This is a genomic window from Paraburkholderia sp. SECH4, assembly GCF_030511745.1.
Lineage (GTDB): Bacteria > Pseudomonadota > Gammaproteobacteria > Burkholderiales > Burkholderiaceae > Paraburkholderia > Paraburkholderia madseniana.
Window position 1 is genome coordinate 243,562 of record NZ_JALOCP010000003.1, and the last position, 16,938, is coordinate 260,499.

Below are 16,938 nucleotides of genomic sequence, written 5' to 3' on the forward strand. Positions count from 1 at the left end.
TCAATCAGAAAAATCGACGGCGCGGCCAGCGCTTCAGGAGACAAAGCGATGACACACATGTTCGAAGAAGGCCTCCAGCGGCGCGAGGCCAATTATGTCCCGCTGACGCCCATCGATTTCATCGTGCGCGCAGCGGAAGTCTACGGTGAGCGGCTGGCGGTCGTCCATGGGGAGATTCGCCGTAACTGGCGCGAAACCTACGAGCGCGCGCGGCGTCTGGCCAGTGCGTTGCAGCAGGCCGGTATAGAACGCGGCGACACGGTTGCCGCTTTGCTGCCGAATATTCCTCCGATGATAGAAGCGCATTTCGGCGTGCCGATGGCCGGCGCCGTGCTCAATACGCTGAATACGCGGCTCGACGTGTCGTCGCTGCTGTTCATGTTGCGTCATGGCGAGGCGAAGGCCTTGATCGTCGATACGGAGTACAGCGAATTGGCGCACCGCGCCGCGCTGGAATTCCCCGAGTTGCGCGTGATCAGCGTGGCCGATGCGATGCCCGCCGACGCCAGCAAGTTTATCCGCGCAACCGACTACGAAGCCTTCCTGCAAACCGGCGACCCCGAGTTCGCCTGGACCTTGCCCGCCGACGAGTGGGACGCTATCGCGTTGAACTACACGTCGGGCACGACGGGCGATCCTAAAGGCGTGGTTTACCACCATCGCGGCGCGTATCTGAATGCGCTCAGCAATATCCTCGAATGGGATATGCCCAAGCATGCGGTCTACCTATGGACCTTGCCGCTCTTTCACTGCAACGGCTGGTGTTTCCCATGGACCGTTGCCGCGCGTGCCGGCGTCAACGTCTGTCTACGCAAATTCGACGCGAAGACGGTATTCGAACTGATTCGCCACGAAGGCGTCACGCATTATTGCGGCGCACCGATCGTGCAAAGCGCGCTCGCGAATGCGCCCGCCGAATGGCGTGAGGGCATCACGCATCGCGTGTCGACGATGGTGGCGGGCGCGGCCCCCGCACCGGCGGTGATCGCGAAGATGAAGGAGATCGGCTTCGATCTGACGCACGTGTATGGACTCACCGAAACCTACGGCCCGGCCGCGGTCTGCGCAAAACAGGAAGAATGGGACACGCTCGACGACAACGCGCGCGCCGAAATGAACGCGCGGCAAGGTGTGCGTTATCACTTGCAGGCGGCCGTTACGGTACTCGATCCGGACACGCTCGCGCCCGTGCCTGACGACGGCGAAACGCTCGGCGAGATCATGTTCCGCGGCAATATCTGCATGAAGGGTTATCTGAAGAACGAGCGCGCCACGGAAGCGACCTTCCGTGGCGGCTGGTTCCATACGGGGGATCTCGGCGTGCGGATGCCTGACGGCTACATCCGTATCCGTGATCGCAGCAAGGACATCATCATTTCGGGCGGCGAGAACATCTCGAGCATCGAGGTCGAAGACACGCTGTACCGTCACCCTGCGGTGTCGGTTGCCGCCGTGGTGGCGATGGCCGATCCGAAGTGGGGAGAGGTACCCTGCGCGTTCGTCGAACTCAAGGAGGGCGCTCAGGTGAGCGCAGAAGAGATCATCGCGCACTGCCGGCTGTTTCTTGCAGGATACAAGTTGCCAAAAGCGGTGCGCTTCGGCGAATTGCCGAAGACGTCGACGGGAAAAATTCAGAAGTTCGAACTGCGCGCGCGGATCAAGGCGGAACAAACCGAATAGACCGCGCGCGGTGGTCTAGCGCGCCCAGCGGCGCGCTATGTGGTGCTGAGCGATGCAAGCGCGGGGTTCCGCGCGCATCAGCTTCGACTCGCGTTTAACCGCGTGTGTCGACCCAGCGGCGTGCCCAGCGTGCCGAGTGCTGCAGTGCCTGTTCTTCGTTCGGGAAGTAGTCGAGCGAATAGAACTGGTAGCGCCCTTCGGTACGCGCGCTGTCGGCGCGCTCGAGCAATAGGTTGGATGAAAAGCTACCGTCGGGCAAACGATGCGCCGAGGGTTTGACGGCATAGCCGTTGTAATGATGAATATGTTTGTTTTGCATTTTATATTTTAATAATGTTCGAGTGCGCGCCTGCCGTGCGAGCCGTTATACGGGTCACGCGGACGAGCCGATTCAAGCCATTGCGAGCCGAATCCAAACGCAGTCGGAAAGCTAAAAAGGGCGTTAAAGCCAGAGGGGAGAATGAGGTGCAACGAGGCGTTTGGCGTTTAGGCTAGCTGAACTATATATGCAGCTAAAAGCGATCGCGCCAACTGTGGGAGACAAAGCTCCGCGAGGATGTCGCTGCAGCCCGATGTCCGTTGCCGGACACCGAGCCCTTCAAACTTACATCGGCTTGATGTTAGCCGCTTGCAGACCCTTCGGGCCTTGCTTCGTTTCGAAGCTCACCTTCTGATTTTCAGCCAGCGTCTTGAAGCCGTCGCCGCTGATTTCGGAGAAGTGCGCGAACAGGTCGTCGCCGCCCTTGTCCGGGGTGATGAAGCCAAAGCCTTTGCTGTCGTTGAACCACTTAACGGTACCGGTATCCATGAAGAATCCTTGAGTAAAAATAGAAAAATTTGCTCGGTTGAGGAGCGCGTGAAGCGTCAAGGAGGGAGAGGACAACGAATACCGCTGAGGAGCGAGACATTGATGAACAGCAATCGAACTTCTTGAACTTCGGGTGCCACAGTAACCGCCGGGCATGCCAGCGTCAACACTTATCTTGTAACTGTTTTGTTATGGGCACCGTTTGTGCATGAGGGGCGTGTGGCCATGTGACCCTCGTTGCTCGCTTGCCGTGTCGCGCGGCACGGCAAGTCATTCCAACTGGGTTTCGGTTTCAGATGCCCACTTTATGCGCCGTCAGGATCAGGCGTAATCCGAGCGCGGCAACTGCGCTTGCGGCGACGCGATCGATCCAGGCCTTCCACTGCAGATAGATTTCACGCGGACGTTTGCTCGAAAAGCACAAGGCGACCACGGTGTACCAGCCGGCTTCAATGGCGAAGATCGCAGGGGGCAATGCAAAGTAGCACCACAGCGGCGGATGTTGCGGAAGCAAGGCCGCGAAGATACTGCCGTAGTAGACCGCTGTCTTCGGATTGCTGAGTTGTGTGCTCAAACCGATCCAGAACGATTTGCGCACGTTGGTAGCGGCGGCTTGCGCAGCGTCGAACGCGAGCGGTTTGGCCGCACCGCGCCAGATCTTCGACGCAAGGTAGATCAGATAAAGGCCGCCCGCCACTTTCAAGCCGACGTACAGCCATTCCACTGTCGCCAGCAAGGTGTACAGGCCGAGCAAGGCGATACCGCTAAAGAACACGCCGCCGATGCCCATGCCGGCCGCTGTCGCAAGGCCGTCGCCGCGCGAGAGTCCGATTGCATTGCGTGCAACGATAACGAAGCTCGGTCCTGGGCTCATTGCACCGAGCAGCAGTGCGGCCAGGATTGTGACGATGGCGGTCGAGGCGGGCATTTTTGTGTGTCTCCTACAGGCGGCGATGCGGATCAGTGAACATAGCATGGGAGGGCGAGGTTTTGTTTTCGGTCAGCGCCAATAGAACCAATAAAGAACCAATAAGAATCGAAAAAGCCGGTAACGAACGCCAACCGAATGACAAAGAAAGCCCATCACCGCACGCAGCCAATCAGTTGCTGCAAGCAGCGGAAATTGGATGCTAGAATCCCCTTCCATACGCTAAAGCAGCCTTGGAGCACCAAGGCCGATCGGGCGCGATTCGAGCCGTTTGTCGACGAATTCCCCTAAATCCAGGATTTATTGGGCATGATTCCCGATGCGAGTTGTCGCGCATCAGGAGCGGCGTCGTGAGTTCGATTCGCACTCAACCCATCTGATTCACGCATAGGCTTCGCGTTGTTTAGCGAAGCCTTTGTTTTTCCAACGCGAGCACTATCAGCCGCGAAACCGGTACGTTATGAAAGAGCGAGAAGAACAACGGCTGTTCGACCTCGACGGGAATGCGCGTGAGCGCCTGATCGTGTGGATCCGCCGACGCATGGACGAATACGGCATTACGATTGAAGCGCTTGCTGATGCAATCGAGGCCGACAAAGCCGCAGTGCGGGCCGTGATGTATCGCGACGCCTACGGAAATACGTGGGACGGTCATGGCGAAAAGCCGGATTGGCTCGCGCGTGCAATCTACGCTGGACAGAACATCGACCATTTCCGCTGTTGAGCGGGGCCTCAGTTTCTTCTGCTAATCGTTTTCCTGCGTGGCTGCGCGATATCGCGTTGTGCCAATTGATTCGGCATCCAAAAAAAAGCCCGCGCGGGGCGGGCTTAACCTACTCGGAGTTTCGCGATCCAGTCGCTAGACGGATCATCTCCAGTGTATGTGAAAGCTATATGAAAGTGTAGAAAATCCGCGTCACAGATCGAAAAACACGGTTTCCTTGTCGCCCTGCATATAGATATCGAACCGGTACACATTGGCCGTGTTCGGCTCGCAGCGCGCGATCAGCGTGCCGCGCCGGTCCGCCGGAACCGCTGCCAGCACGGCATCCCGCTCGTTAGCCTCGGCTTCGTCCTCGAAATAGATGCGCGTGAAGGTGTGCAGCAGCATGCCGCGCATCGTCACAATCACGTTTAGATGCGGCGCTTCGTTCGGGTTTGCGCGGCCGGGTTTCACCGTTTCAACGACAAAGCGTTGGAGTGGATCGGTGCCCGTACCGACGCGGGCGAAGCCGCGAAAACCGGTCTTCAGGATTTCCTCGCGTGATTCCGGGTAGTGGCCTTGCGCGTCCACCTGCGACATTTCCAGCATCGCATCGCCGATCACCTTGCCGTCGCCGTCGAACACCTGGCCGACGATCGTGATGTGCTCGCCGGCCGCTTCGCGGTCGGCCAGAACTGGCGTAAACAGGCTCTTGAAGGCGAAGTCGTATTGCTGCGGGCACAGACCGTAGGCGAAGTACGGTCCAACCGTTTGCGAAGGCGTTTGCTTGAGGGTCGTCATGGCTTAGCGCTCCATCGGGGTTTCGTTGCGGCCGCGCAGCACGATGTCGAAGTCGTAGCCGAGCGCATAGGCCTCTTGCGTCGTATCGAGCGAAAAATTTGCAATCAGGCGGTCGCGTGCGTGCTCGGGCGTGCCTTGGAAAATCGGGTCGAAGGCCAGCAGCGGGTCGCCGGGGAAATACATCTGCGTGACGAGGCGCGAGCCGAAATGGTCGCCGAACAGCGAGAAGTGAATATGATTCGGACGCCACGCGTTCGGATGATTGCCCCAGGGGTAAGCGCCCGGTTTAATCGTCAGAAAGCGATAGCGGCCTTCGTTGTCGGTGATGCAGCGGCCTGCGCCGAGGAAGTTCGGGTCGAGCGGTGCGTCGTGCTGATCGTTCTTGTGCACATAGCGGCCGGCAGCATTGGCTTGCCAGATCTCAACCAGCGTATTGCGCACCGGGCGGCCGCCTTCGTCGAGCACACGGCCCGTCACGATGATGCGCTCGCCGAGCGGTTCGCCGTTGCGCACCGCATTGCGCGTCAGATCGTGATCGAGCGCGCCTAGGTCTTCCGTGCCGTAGACCGGCACGCGCTGGTCGCGCAGTTTTTCCTTCAGCGGAATCAGCGGACGCGTCGGGCCGCGTTTGACCGAAGAACCGTAGCCGGGATAGACGTAGGCGGGGTGGGACGCGAAGTCGCGCGCGGTGAGAAAGGAATCGTCCATCAGTGTCTCCTTCGGGGAATTGTGGGATACAGCGTATGGAGCGACTTTATCTAACCTGAGAGGTTATGCAAAATGACGTTTTCGCCCATTTCGTATAACCTACCGTTATGCAACGCAGCCTCGCGGACAGCCGCGTCAAATTCCGTCATCTCCAGTGCTTCCTGGCCGTCGCCCAGTTCGGCGGCGTGCAGCGGGCGGCCGAAAGCCTGTCCATTACGCAGCCCGCGGTCTCCAAGACGGTTGCCGAACTGGAGGCGATTCTCGGCGTGAAGCTCTTCGAGCGCGGCCGCCACGGCGCCGTGCCGACCCGCGAGGGGCAGCTTTTCATGCCGCATGCGAGCGCCTGTGTCAGTGCGTTGCGACAGGGTGTGGACTTGCTGGCGCGCGCGGAAGGCGCGGCGGCCGCCACGCTGGAAATCGGCATTCTGCCGACCGTCGCGGCTGCGCTGGTGCCGCCGGTGCTGAAGCGCTTCGCCGCGCTTTGGCCGCGTGTGATCGTGCGCCTTGCCACCGGCGCCAACCCCGAATTGCTCGAGCGTTTAAAGGCCGGCACGATCGAATTCGCGATCGGGCGTCTGGCGGACCCGGAACGGATGGTCGGGCTCAGTTTCGAGCAGCTTTTCAGCGAGCCGTTGATTGCCGTGGTCCGCGCCGGGCATCCGCTGGCGCTGGGGGCCGGCTTGCCGGCCACGTCGCTGGAGGATTTTCCGGTTGTGCTGCCGCCGTTCGGCACGCTGATCCGGCAATCGGCTGAAAGCTTGCTGAGCGCGTGGGGCGTGCCGCCGTTGTCGGGGTTTGTCGAAGTGCTGTCGGTGTCGACGGGGCGTGCGTTGACGCTGGAGAATGACGCGGTGTGGTTCGTGCCACTGAGCGCCGTCGAATATGAACTGGTGCACGGTATGTTGGTGCGTTTGCCCTTGCCGTTCGCGGGCACCGGCGAGCCTGTGGGGCTGATCCGGCGCTCGGACACGCAGCCGTCGCCGGTGGGACGGGCGTTTATCGATGCCGTGCGCGAGGTTGCGCAGTTGCGCATGGCGGCGGCCGCTGGCAAGCCTGCGGTTAAACGTGCGTCCAAACGCAGTCGCGGCGGGACGCCCAACATCTGACGCATGCCGCGCCGCGATGGTACGGTGCAGGAGCCACAAGAGCGAAGAGAGCCACCACAGACGCGACGGACACGAGCGCCACAGAAGCCCTACGCTGCGCCTTGATTCACCGCGCGTGAACCATCCAGTACAAAATGAAGGTTGCGAACGCCCTGCTACCCGGTGTACAAACACGGTGCAAAAGCCGTCGCGGGCCGCATTGCTGCGGCACACCACGCATGTGGTGTCACACTGCAGCTCACTTCAGGTGAATGACGGTGCGCACCGAACAGCAGAAACATCACGAACACGCGCAACAGCGTACGAAAGACTGCACAAGGAGATTGCCATGCCCAGCGACTTGCCCACTCCAGACGCCGCGCTGCGCGCCGTGTCGGCGCCTGAGCACAATCCGCTCGGCACCGCCGGCCTCGAATTCGTGGAGTTCGCCTCGCGCGAGCCGAAGGCGCTCGGCGAGACCTTCACGAAACTCGGCTTCAAGGCGATTGCGCGCCATATCAGCAAGGACGTCACGCTGTATCGCCAGGGCGAGATGCATTTCCTGATCAACGCGGAGCCGGATTCGTTTGCCGAGCGCTACGCCGAGGAATACGGCGCCGGCATCTGCGCGATCGGCATTCGCGTGGCCAACGCGCAGCGCGCCTTCGACCGCGCGATCGAACTCGGCGCATGGGCGTTCGAAGGCGAACGCCTCGGTGCGGGCGAGTTGCTGATTCCGGCAATCCAGGGCATTGGCGATTCGCACATCTATTTCGTCGACCGGTGGCGCGGCCGTGGCGGCCAGCGCGGCGGCCTCGGCGACATCTCGATCTTCGACATCGACTTCCGTCCGATCGAGATCGATACCGCGCACGCCGATCTGAGTCACGCGGGCACCGGCCTAGTTGCGGTCGATCATCTGACGCAAACGGTCGGTGAGGGCCGGATGCAGGAATGGCTCGACTTTTATCGCGACCTGCTTAACTTCCGCGAGATTCACGAGCTGCACGCGAACTGGCATGTGTCGGCGGAATCGCGCGTGATGGTGTCTCCATGCGGCGCGATCCGCGTGCCTTTGTATGAAGAAGGCACGCGCCGCACGAATCTGATGCACGACTATCTGCCGGATCATCCGGGCGAAGGCGTACAGCACATCGCGCTCGCCACCGACGATATCTTTGCGTGCGTCGAGCAACTCCTCGCGAACGGCGTCGAATTCGTCGAGCCACCGCCGCGCTATTACGAGCAACTCGATGCCCGTTTGCCGGGTCATGGGCTCGATGTCGAGCGGCTCAAGCGCACGCACGTTCTGGTGGATGGCGAGATCGGTGCCGACGGCGTGCCACTGCTGTTCTTTCAGACCTTTGTGCGGCGCGGTGCCGGCGAGATCTTCTTTGAGATCGTGCAACGGCAGGGTCATCACGGTTTCGGCGAAGGCAATTTGAGTGCGTTGGCGCAGGCACGCGAGCAAGCCGGCGCTTAACGCTTAGCGTTTGCTACTCGGCACCTGCCGCTGAATCAATCGGTATCGGGGTTGCCGGCCAGCCCAGGATTCACCGCGCTGTATGCCGCCGCTTCCCGCAACAGCCACTCGCGAAAGCTCGTGAGCGGCTTGCCGTGGCTCAACTCCGTCGGATAAACGAGGTAATACGCCGAGTCCGCGACTGCGGGCGCGTCGAGCGGAATCACAAGTCCGAGCTGTTCGAGCTGTGCGTCGACGAAAAAGCGCGGCACCAGCGCGATGCCGAGACCGGCCGCGGCGGCGCTGATCAGCATCGTGTGGAGTTCGTAGCGGACCCCTTGCATCGTCCGGTTATCGTCGACACCGAGACTGGCGAACCACGACGCCCAGCCGTCAGGCCGGGTGGTGGAATGCAGTAGCGGGTAGTCCAGCAGATCTGCCGCAGTTTCCGCGGGCCGGGCCAGCAGACTCGCCGCACACACCGGCACGACTTCCTCGCTAAACAGAAAGTCCGCCGAAGTACCCGGCCATGTCGGCTTGCCGTAGTGAATCGCGGCTTCGAAATGCGTCTCGGCGAACGGGAAGGTGCCGGTGCGCACGCCCATATTGACCCGCACATCCGGATACTGCGCATTGAATGCCGCCAGGCGCGGAATCAGCCATTGCGATGCGAAAGTCGGCAGCACCGCCAGTTCCAGATAACCACCGCCGCTGCCATGTGCAATGATCGACAGCGTGTCGCGGTCCAGTTGTTCCAGCGAGCGCCGCACCTGCTTGCTATAGACCTTGCCCGCCTTGGTCAGCACGACGCGCTGTTTGACGCGCACGAACAGCCGCACGCCGAGATTGCTCTCCAGCGTATTGATCTGCCGGGACACCGCGCTTTCGGTGAGGAATAGCTCGCGCGCCGCATGCGTGAAGCTCTCGTGCCGCGCGGCGGCTTCGAAAGCGAGCAGCGCGCCCATGTTGGGGATCTTGAACTTTCGCACGTTAATTCCAAAAACGCATCAAGTGGCGATTTTATCTCGCTTTACGGCGAGGCTGCGAATTTGAATAATCTCGCATCCAACGATGCCGTGCTTGCGCCTTGAAGGCACGCCGGCTGGCCACCTTCAAACAGACGAACGCGTGCTCACCGCACCCCGCCCGGAACCGATATGCGAAACATCAAGAATGCGAATGTCGAACAACTGCTGCTGAAACTGCTCGGCGCAGAGAAAACCGCGAGGCTGTTCGCCACCCTGAACCATCCGCAGATCCTCAATGAATGGGAGGACGGCACCGTCACCCGTGCCGAACTGGCGCAGGCGATGAACATGGCGCTGTTCGAAGACCTGCTGGCGCGCTCGGCGAATGGCCGGCAGTACACAGAGGAGACGATCGCTGGCGGCGGCAGCGTCTACTTCGACCACGGCGCATTGCGCACGGTGCGCTGGGCGGCGAGCGGCGCGCTGCCGCCGGGCGAAGCTGCCTTCGCGCGCATCCTGCGGCCGCTCGGCTTCAGCATCAACGGCCGTTATCCGCTCGACCGTCTGGGCATGACCGGCCGCGCCTGGGCGCACGATGACGCCCCCGATGAGATCGCGCAGTTCTTCGTCAGCGAATTGCATCCCGAGCGTTTCTCGGCAGAGTTTCAGCAGGCGGTGACGAACGTGATCGGCGCCTCACGCGATCCGTTGACGCCTCAAGCGGACGGCCAGTTGTGGGAGCTCGAACGCGAAGGCGTGTTGCCGCTCGAGGCGGCGCATGCGTTGCTGCCGGTAATCGTTGGCGCGTTCGCGCGTCAGCATGAGACGCCACGCGAAGCCGATTACGAAGTATTGTTGAAGGAGTCGGCCGAAATGGCGTGGATCGCGACCGAGGGCAACGCTTTCAATCACGCTACCGATCGCGTCGCGGATGTGTTCAAGCTCTCCGACGACGAAAAGGCGAAGGGTCGTCCGATGAAGCCTGAAGTCGAGCGTTCGCGTTCGGGCCGTGTGTTTCAGACCGCATACCGTGCGGACATCGTGCGGCGCGAATTCCGCGCGGCCGATGGCAGCATCGTGACGCGCGAGGTGCCGGGTTCGTTCTACGAGTTCATCACGCGCAAGCGGACCTTCGATCAGGACGCGCGTCGCTGGGAAACGGACCTGCGTTTCGACGCGGGCAACGCGCAGGGCATCTTCAAGATGACCGCGAGCCAGGCGGCTTAATTTGTAAGCGCAGGGTGATAGCGCGAGCGTCGGACACGAGACATGAGAGGCGGAGTGGGAACGTCATTGGATGAAGAGCAGGGCGCGGGCATGAGTGCTTCGTTGAGCGACGCGGCTCATGGCCCGTCAAAAGCGCCGCGCGTTGCCAAGCCCTTTCAAGGGACCGCTGCTGTTATGCAGGCGCTCGAAGCTGACCTCCGCCGCAACGTACACGGCGAAGTGCGCTTCGATCAGGGCTCGAAAGCGCTCTATGCGGCGGATGCGTCGAACTATCGGCAAGTCCCGCTCGCCGTGGTGGTGCCATCGGACGTCGACGATCTGCTCGAAACGCTCGCTGCGTGCCGCCGCAATGACGTGCCCTTTCTTCCGCGCGGCGGTGGCACCTCGCAGAACGGCCAATGCGTGAACGTCGCGGTGGTGGCCGACGCGAGCAAGTATGTAAACCGCGTCGTGTCGGTCGACCCTGTCGCGGGCGTAGCGATCGTCGAACCAGGCGTGATCTGCGACACGTTGCGCGACGCCGCCGAAGCACACGGCCTCACGTTCGCACCCGATCCCGCGACGCACAGTCGCTGCACGCTCGGCGGCATGATCGCCAACAACTCTTGCGGCGCGCATTCGGTAATGGCCGGCAAGACGGTGGAGAACGTCGAGGCGTTGGAAATCGCAACCTTCGATGGCGCCCGTTTCTGGGTCGGCCCTACTCCGGACGACGAACTCGAACGCATCATCGCCGCAGGTGGCCGCCAGGGCGAAATCTACGCCGCGCTCAAGCAACTACGCGACACCTACGCCGATCAGATTCGCGCGAAATTCCCGCAGATCAAGCGGCGCGTGTCGGGCTTCAACCTCGATCAACTGCTGCCGGAAAACGGCTTCAATGTCGCACGTGCGTTGGTCGGCACCGAGGGCACCTGTGCGGTGACCTTGCAGGCGAAAGTTCGGCTCGTAAAGAGCCCGGCGAAACGCGTGATCGTCGTGGTCGGTTTCACCGATATCTACACCGCCGCGGACGCCGTGCCGCATTTCATGCGCTGCGGGCCGATCGCGATCGAAGGGCTCGACCGTGCGATCATTCGCGGCTTGCAGGCGCGCGGGTTGAAGAAGGACGAGATCGCGCTCTTGCCGGAAGGCGATGCCTGGGTCGTGCTCGAATTCGGTGCTGATACGCAAGACGACGCCGTGCATCAGGCGCAAACCGCTGAGGCATATTTCTCGTCGGGCGCAGCAGGACCGAACGTGTCCGCGATGCTTGTCGAAGATCGTGCTCTGCAGGCGAAGGTGTGGTCGATCCGCGAGACGGGCGCGTCGGCGGTGGCCTTGTCGGTGGATTCGGGCACGCCCGATCCAGTGGTCGGCTGGGAGGATGCAGCGGTCGATCCAATGCGTCTCGGCGATTATCTGCGTGCGTTTCAGGCGCTGGTGGATCGCTATGGCTACGAGACGAGTCTATACGGTCATTTCGGCGACGGCTGTGTCCACGCGCGCATTACCTTCGATCTGCGCAGCGTGGAAGGTGTCGCGACGTGGCGCAAGTTTCTGCGCGAAGCGGCGGAACTGGTCGTCGAATTCGGTGGCTCGCTCTCGGGCGAACACGGCGACGGCCAGGCCAAGGCTGAGTTCCTGCCGATCATGTACGGCCCCGAACTGATGCAGGCGATGGAGCAATTCAAAGCGATCTGGGACCCGGCCAATCGATTGAATCCCGGCAAGGTCGTGCATGCGTATCGCGCCGACGAAAACCTGCGCATGGGTCCGGCCTACAAGCCCGTGACACTGCAAACGAAGCTCACCTTCGCGAGCCAGGAAGGCGACGGTTTTCAGCGTGAGATCGAACGATGCATCGGCATGGGCAAGTGCCGCTCGCTCGAAGGCGGCACGATGTGCCCGAGCTTTCGTGCGACACGTGAAGAGAAATTCTCGACACGTGGCCGCGCGCATCTGTTCTGGGAAATGCTGCAAGGCGACGTGATCACCGATGGCTGGCAAAGCCGTGAAGTGAAAGAGGCGCTTGATACCTGCCTCGCGTGCAAGGGCTGCAAATCCGACTGCCCGACGCATACGGATATGGCGTCGTACAAAGCGGAGTTTCTTTCGCATTACTACGAGACGATTCGCCGACCGCGTCAGGCGTTGTTTATGGGGCGCATTGGCGAATGGGCGCCGTGGGCGGCGCGCTTTCCGCGTTTCACGAATTTTATGACGTCGGCGCCTGGGTTGGCTGCGGTTGGGAAGTGGGTCGCCGGTGTCGCGCAAGCACGTGAGTTGCCGAAGTTTGCGACGCGGACGTATCGACAGATTGCCCGGCGTTCGCCTCAGACGGAGCTTGATGCTCGTTCTCGTGGTGACGTGAAGAAAGTCATCCTGTGGGTCGATACGTTCAACGATCACTTCACGCCAGAGATCGCGCAGGCCGCGGCCGATGTGCTGACGCAAATGGGTTGGCACGTCGTGCTACCGAAGAACCGTTTGTGCTGCGGGCGTCCGCTGTATGACTTCGGTTTACTCGACCGTGCGCGCGAGTTGCTGACCACCATTCTCGATGATCTCGGGGAGGACATCGCCGCGGGGGTGCCGTTGGTCGGGCTCGAACCCGGTTGCTTATCGGTGTTCAAGGATGAACTGCTGAAGCAGTTCCCCGATCACGCTTTAGCGACGCAACTGTCGGCGCAGACGTTTCTATTTTCCGATTTCGTCGCGCGTCAGCCGTTCGATTGGCCGACGCTTGCAGCGGACGTGATCGTGCACGGGCATTGTCATCAGAAGGCGCTGTTCGGTATGCAAGGCGATACCGCGCTGCTGAACAAGCTTGGCGTGAAGTGGAAATTGCTCGATACGGGATGCTGTGGCATGGCGGGATCGTTCGGCTTTAACGACGAGCATCACGCGCTTTCGGAGAAGATCGGCGAAGACACGCTGTTTCCAGCGGTGCGTGCTGCTGCGGCGGCAAACGCGGAAACGATCGTACTAACCAACGGCTTCAGTTGCCGGGAGCAGATCGAACAGGGGACCGGGCAACACGCGATGCATATCGCGCAACTAGCGCAGCGGGCGTTGGCGGCACGCTGTTAAGGGGCCGTAGCGCCGTCGCTATTTTTTCGCCGGCTCTGAGGTAGCCGACGTCTGCGGGATGTCGGCGCTGGTTGCCATCCACAACACCTCGGCGTCTTCGTCGCTAGTGGACACGGCTGCGTGGCCGGTACGGCTGTCGAAGTAAAGACTGTCGCCTGCATTCAGATGCGTCGGTGCGTACAACTCGGAATAGAGACACACGCTGCCGCTGATCACGTACAGGAATTCTTCGCCCTCGTGACGGCCCCAGTCATCGAAGGCATCCAGCGTGTGCGCCGAAATGCGGATGCGAAACGGCAACATCGCTTTGTGCGCCAGATCCGTGGCGAGCAACTCCATCTGATAGCCGCGGTAGGCGTGACGCTGGCCTTCGTTTTTGCGGGTCAACGCGCGGCGGCCGCTGGCGCTGACTTTGGGCGTCGAGCCGAAGAGCTCGCCGATTTCAATCTTCAGACCGAGCACGATTTTCTGCAGGACGTCGAAAGTCGGGGACATCAGACCGTTTTCGACTTTGGAGAGGGTCGAGCGGGAGACGCCGCAGAGGCGGCTCGCGGTTTCGAGCGTCAAGTCCTGCGCCTGGCGGGCGGCGCGGACGCGGCGGCCGAGGTCGGTTGTCGATGGGTCGGCGGGTTTGGTGAGGTGGGTGTCCATGGGGCTGGCTTAAATGCTCGCCTTGCGCGGCGTTCGATGTTTCCGATAATAACATTTGGGAAGGGAGGGTCTGGGTAGCGTCCGGCTCGTGCGACCACCGAGCAACTTTTCCCATCGGAAACGCTGCGTGTCGAGATTGATGCGGTGACACGCGATTCCATTACCTAGAATCAGGTTACGCGCAGAACGCTTTCGAGCAACTCGATTGCAGTAGCGTTCGCTGTCGAGCCTGCGCGTCTGAATCCCAACTCGTGCTATTCGTAAGGGGAATCGTCATGGCGACTTATGTGGTTCTTGCACAGTTTACTGATCAGGGTATTCGCGCCGTCAAAAACAGCGCACAGCGGGCCGGTCAAGCGGCTGAGATGGCCAAGAGTTTTGGCTGTGAAATGAAAGAGATCTACTGGACGATGGGCCAATATGACATTGTCACGATCGTGGAAGCACCGGATGAGCAAAGCTTCATGTCATTCGGCCTGGCGCTCGGCGCCGCAGGCAATGTCCGCACGCAAACGCTCCGTGCATTAAAGAAAGACGAATTCAGCGCTCTTCTCGGCAAACTCCCATAAAACAGGCCGACACCCGGCTTGCTAACCGCTTCCCTCCGCGATTCTTTTGCTACGCCGGCAAGCGTTACGATGCGCCGCAGCGAGGCGGGCGCATCGCAACGAACCGATCAGCGGTTCACGAGCTTGGCGGAATAGGTCAACGCAAGCGCGCAGCCGACGATCATGCATGCGGCGAAGCCGAACAGACCTGCGCTTTGCGAATGGAACGTATCGCGCAGCCAGCCGATGAAATACGTGCTGCCGAAGCCGCCGAGGTTCGCGATCGAACAGGCGAAGGCGATACCCGCCGCCGCAGCGGGGCCCTTCAGGAAGGTCGAAGGTAGCGACCACACCACGGGCATCGCAGCGGCCGCGCCCGCGTTGATCAGCGAGAACAGAATGACCGTCGCGACTGTGCCGTGGTGACCCGAACCGGCGATAACCAGCGCAACCGCCGCCACGAGGAACGGGACCACGATATGCCAGCGGCGTTCGCGCATCCGGTCGGAGCTGGCGCCGCAGTAAAGCGTGCTCAGCACGGCTAGCGCATTCGGAATCGCCATCAGCCAACCGATGTGATACGGATCTGCTACACCGGTGTCGCGCAGGATCGACGGCAGCCAGAAGCTCGTCGCGTACAGCCCAAGCAGCACGCACAGATCGATGAGGCCGAGCGCCCAGACCTTGAAGTCGACGAATGCGCCGCTCAGCGAGTGACTCTTGTTCCCGGACGGCTCCGCGTCGAGATTCGCACGCAGCGTTTTCTTCTCCGCGGCGCTGAGCCAGCGGGCGGATTCGATGTTATTCGGCAGCCACGCGAGGATCGCAATGCCGAGCGCAATCGACGGCAGCGCTTCGAGCAGGAACAGCCATTGCCAGCCGCCCAGGCCGTGCGCGCCGTTGAAGAACGCCATGATCCAGCCGGAAATGGGGCTGCCGATCATGCTCGACAGCGGCAAGCCGACCATGAACAGCGCCACGATGCGAGCACGGCGCGCATCGGGATACCACTGCGTCAGATAGAGCAGCACGCCCGGCAGAAATCCGGCTTCGGCGACGCCGAGCAGGAAGCGCACGGTATAGAACTGCATCGGCGTGGTGACGAACATCGTCGCGCCCGACAGCAGACCCCAGGTAATCATGATGCGGGCGATCCACAAGCGCGCACCCACCCGCTGCAGAATCAGATTGCTCGGTACTTCGAAGAGGATATAGCCGGCGAAGAACAGGCCTGCGCCGAGGCCGTAGACGGTATCGCTGAACTTGAGCGCGTCGAGCATCTGCAGCTTCGCGAGACCGATGTTGATTCGGTCGAGATACGCCGCGAAATAACACAGACAGAAGAACGTGATGAGACGGATCGTAACCTTGCGATAGAGCTCGCTATTGTCGGTGCTGCTCGTGTCGAGCACGGCACTGCCCTGATAAACATTCGCCATGACTGCCACTCCCGGAAGGTGGTGCGAAAAAAGGTGGATGTCGTGCGACAGAGATCACTCGCACTTCGCTTGCAGATGTCTGTGTATCACGCTAAAAACGTAGCGTATACGCTCAAAAATACGGTGTGGAAAAATACCGGCCAAAGCCCATAAAATTTCCTCATCGATTCGCTCAATTTCTCGTAGAAATACCTGTAATTCGTGCTTTTATGCGAGCGTGTACGTACCTCCTGTACAGCGGAAGTGCATGAAAAATGTAAAGCGTGTTAGCTACAAATCAGCTGCACGACGCGGCAGCTTGATCAAGGTCGTATTGAGGGTCCGGTTAGAGGGTGTACACTCTTTCTCTTTCGTCTTCAGGCCGCCCGGCCTTGTACCCTATGGCGCCGCGCAAGGATTCCTACGACTTTCACGATCAGATCGGCCACTTGTTGCGTCGTGCGTATCAACGGCATGTCGCGATTTTTCAGGAAGCGATTCCCGATTCCGATCTGACCGCCGCGCAGTTCGTCGCACTGTGTGCGGTCAAAGAGCAGCAACCGTGCTCGCTAAATGACATCGTCAAAGCAACTGCAATCGATCAGGCGACGATCCGCGGCGTCGTCGAGCGCCTGAAGGCGCGCGCGCTGATCGAGGTGGGCGCCGACCCGAACGACGGACGCAAGCTCGTCGTGCGTCCCACCGCGGCGGGCCTCGCACTGATCGAGCGCACCGTGCCGTTCGCAGAGGAGGTCACGGAGCGCACTTACGGCGCGCTGAATGCGGGCGAGCGCGTCGCCATGCTGTTTCTGCTGCGCAAAATGATGGAGTCGGACTCGGACGCCGAGTAGGCGAGTCACGCCGCGATCGTCTTGCGTG

16 protein-coding genes are annotated in these 16,938 nt (G+C 61.1%); 8 read left to right on the top strand and 8 right to left on the bottom strand.

Translation table 11 applies throughout. The features are described 5' to 3' along the window. The first annotated feature begins 48 nt into the window (after positions 1 to 48). Positions 49 to 1,680: an acyl-CoA synthetase gene (locus M0D67_RS06520; protein WP_266238006.1), complete on the top strand. Its 1,632-nt coding sequence runs from the start codon at positions 49 to 51 to the stop codon at positions 1,678 to 1,680. A gap of 94 nt (positions 1,681 to 1,774) precedes the next feature. Here the strand turns inward: M0D67_RS06520 and M0D67_RS06525 are convergent, their stop codons facing one another. From M0D67_RS06525 to M0D67_RS06535, 3 genes are all read right to left on the bottom strand, one after another. Then, entirely contained in the window at positions 1,775 to 1,999 is a 225-nt protein-coding gene (locus M0D67_RS06525; RefSeq protein WP_025495857.1) for a hypothetical protein, read from the bottom strand. A gap of 285 nt (positions 2,000 to 2,284) precedes the next feature. Continuing rightward, positions 2,285 to 2,488 (bottom strand): cold-shock protein, encoded by a 204-nt coding sequence (locus M0D67_RS06530; RefSeq protein ID WP_007178877.1) that lies wholly within the window; start codon positions 2,486 to 2,488, stop codon positions 2,285 to 2,287. Between the two features lie 292 nt (positions 2,489 to 2,780). Then, complete coding sequence (locus M0D67_RS06535; protein ID WP_093635011.1) at positions 2,781 to 3,416, bottom strand: LysE family translocator; 636 nt, start codon at positions 3,414 to 3,416, stop codon at positions 2,781 to 2,783. 460 nt (positions 3,417 to 3,876) lie between these two features. On the opposite strand from M0D67_RS06535, the gene M0D67_RS06540 reads away from it, so the two are divergent. Then, a complete protein-coding gene (locus M0D67_RS06540; protein ID WP_054034930.1) occupies positions 3,877 to 4,140 on the top strand; it encodes an H-NS family nucleoid-associated regulatory protein in 264 nt (87 codons plus the stop codon). A gap of 192 nt (positions 4,141 to 4,332) precedes the next feature. Here the strand turns inward: M0D67_RS06540 and pcaG are convergent, their stop codons facing one another. Beyond that, complete coding sequence (pcaG, locus tag M0D67_RS06545; protein ID WP_266238009.1) at positions 4,333 to 4,920, bottom strand: protocatechuate 3,4-dioxygenase subunit alpha; 588 nt, start codon at positions 4,918 to 4,920, stop codon at positions 4,333 to 4,335. A 3-nt stretch (positions 4,921 to 4,923) separates the two neighbouring features. Further along, a complete protein-coding gene (pcaH, locus tag M0D67_RS06550; protein ID WP_266238011.1) occupies positions 4,924 to 5,628 on the bottom strand; it encodes a protocatechuate 3,4-dioxygenase subunit beta in 705 nt (234 codons plus the stop codon). A gap of 107 nt (positions 5,629 to 5,735) precedes the next feature. On the opposite strand from pcaH, the gene pcaQ reads away from it, so the two are divergent. Next, on the top strand, positions 5,736 to 6,734 hold the full coding sequence (gene pcaQ, locus M0D67_RS06555; RefSeq protein ID WP_266238013.1) for a pca operon transcription factor PcaQ: 999 nt from the start codon (positions 5,736 to 5,738) through the stop codon (positions 6,732 to 6,734). Positions 6,735 to 7,062: 328 nt separating this feature from the next. Next, positions 7,063 to 8,196 carry a 4-hydroxyphenylpyruvate dioxygenase family protein gene (locus M0D67_RS06560; protein WP_093635016.1) on the top strand — a complete coding sequence of 378 codons (1,134 nt, stop codon included), beginning with the start codon at positions 7,063 to 7,065 and terminating at the stop codon, positions 8,194 to 8,196. Between the two features lie 35 nt (positions 8,197 to 8,231). On the opposite strand, the gene M0D67_RS06565 is transcribed toward M0D67_RS06560, so the two are convergent. Next, positions 8,232 to 9,164, bottom strand: a complete 933-nt coding sequence (locus M0D67_RS06565) for a LysR substrate-binding domain-containing protein (protein ID WP_266238015.1) — start codon at positions 9,162 to 9,164, stop codon at positions 8,232 to 8,234. A 168-nt stretch (positions 9,165 to 9,332) separates the two neighbouring features. Between M0D67_RS06565 and M0D67_RS06570 the strand changes: the two genes are divergently transcribed. Both M0D67_RS06570 and M0D67_RS06575 read left to right on the top strand, forming a co-directional pair. Beyond that, positions 9,333 to 10,370, top strand: coding sequence for a DUF1338 domain-containing protein (locus M0D67_RS06570; RefSeq protein WP_266238017.1), 1,038 nt, complete (start codon positions 9,333 to 9,335; stop codon positions 10,368 to 10,370). A 90-nt stretch (positions 10,371 to 10,460) separates the two neighbouring features. Further along, complete coding sequence (locus tag M0D67_RS06575; RefSeq protein WP_266238278.1) at positions 10,461 to 13,442, top strand: FAD-binding and (Fe-S)-binding domain-containing protein; 2,982 nt, start codon at positions 10,461 to 10,463, stop codon at positions 13,440 to 13,442. 18 nt (positions 13,443 to 13,460) lie between these two features. Here M0D67_RS06575 and M0D67_RS06580 read toward each other — a convergent pair whose 3' ends face one another. Next, positions 13,461 to 14,093 carry a helix-turn-helix domain-containing protein gene (locus M0D67_RS06580; protein ID WP_093635019.1) on the bottom strand — a complete coding sequence of 211 codons (633 nt, stop codon included), beginning with the start codon at positions 14,091 to 14,093 and terminating at the stop codon, positions 13,461 to 13,463. A 275-nt stretch (positions 14,094 to 14,368) separates the two neighbouring features. Here M0D67_RS06580 and M0D67_RS06585 point away from each other — a divergent pair, with 275 nt between their 5' ends. Beyond that, positions 14,369 to 14,662, top strand: coding sequence for a GYD domain-containing protein (locus tag M0D67_RS06585; RefSeq protein WP_154557888.1), 294 nt, complete (start codon positions 14,369 to 14,371; stop codon positions 14,660 to 14,662). Between the two features lie 107 nt (positions 14,663 to 14,769). Here the strand turns inward: M0D67_RS06585 and M0D67_RS06590 are convergent, their stop codons facing one another. Beyond that, positions 14,770 to 16,080: an MFS transporter gene (locus M0D67_RS06590; RefSeq protein WP_266238022.1), complete on the bottom strand. Its 1,311-nt coding sequence runs from the start codon at positions 16,078 to 16,080 to the stop codon at positions 14,770 to 14,772. A 380-nt stretch (positions 16,081 to 16,460) separates the two neighbouring features. Between M0D67_RS06590 and M0D67_RS06595 the strand changes: the two genes are divergently transcribed. After that, entirely contained in the window at positions 16,461 to 16,910 is a 450-nt protein-coding gene (locus M0D67_RS06595) for a MarR family winged helix-turn-helix transcriptional regulator (protein WP_266238024.1), read from the top strand. The last annotated feature ends 28 nt before the right edge of the window (positions 16,911 to 16,938 follow it).

Coding starts and splice junctions, on each gene's coding strand:
- M0D67_RS06585 (WP_154557888.1), top strand. CDS start 14,369: ATGGCGACTTATGTGGTTCTTGCACAGTTTACTGATCAGGGTATTCGC.
- M0D67_RS06525 (WP_025495857.1), bottom strand. CDS start 1,999: ATGCAAAACAAACATATTCATCATTACAACGGCTATGCCGTCAAACCC.
- M0D67_RS06520 (WP_266238006.1), top strand. CDS start 49: ATGACACACATGTTCGAAGAAGGCCTCCAGCGGCGCGAGGCCAATTAT.
- M0D67_RS06540 (WP_054034930.1), top strand. CDS start 3,877: ATGAAAGAGCGAGAAGAACAACGGCTGTTCGACCTCGACGGGAATGCG.
- M0D67_RS06580 (WP_093635019.1), bottom strand. CDS start 14,093: ATGGACACCCACCTCACCAAACCCGCCGACCCATCGACAACCGACCTC.
- pcaG (WP_266238009.1), bottom strand. CDS start 4,920: ATGACGACCCTCAAGCAAACGCCTTCGCAAACGGTTGGACCGTACTTC.
- pcaH (WP_266238011.1), bottom strand. CDS start 5,628: ATGGACGATTCCTTTCTCACCGCGCGCGACTTCGCGTCCCACCCCGCC.
- M0D67_RS06575 (WP_266238278.1), top strand. CDS start 10,461: ATGAGTGCTTCGTTGAGCGACGCGGCTCATGGCCCGTCAAAAGCGCCG.
- M0D67_RS06560 (WP_093635016.1), top strand. CDS start 7,063: ATGCCCAGCGACTTGCCCACTCCAGACGCCGCGCTGCGCGCCGTGTCG.
- M0D67_RS06590 (WP_266238022.1), bottom strand. CDS start 16,080: ATGGCGAATGTTTATCAGGGCAGTGCCGTGCTCGACACGAGCAGCACC.
- M0D67_RS06595 (WP_266238024.1), top strand. CDS start 16,461: ATGGCGCCGCGCAAGGATTCCTACGACTTTCACGATCAGATCGGCCAC.
- M0D67_RS06535 (WP_093635011.1), bottom strand. CDS start 3,416: ATGCCCGCCTCGACCGCCATCGTCACAATCCTGGCCGCACTGCTGCTC.
- M0D67_RS06570 (WP_266238017.1), top strand. CDS start 9,333: ATGCGAAACATCAAGAATGCGAATGTCGAACAACTGCTGCTGAAACTG.
- pcaQ (WP_266238013.1), top strand. CDS start 5,736: ATGCAACGCAGCCTCGCGGACAGCCGCGTCAAATTCCGTCATCTCCAG.
- M0D67_RS06530 (WP_007178877.1), bottom strand. CDS start 2,488: ATGGATACCGGTACCGTTAAGTGGTTCAACGACAGCAAAGGCTTTGGC.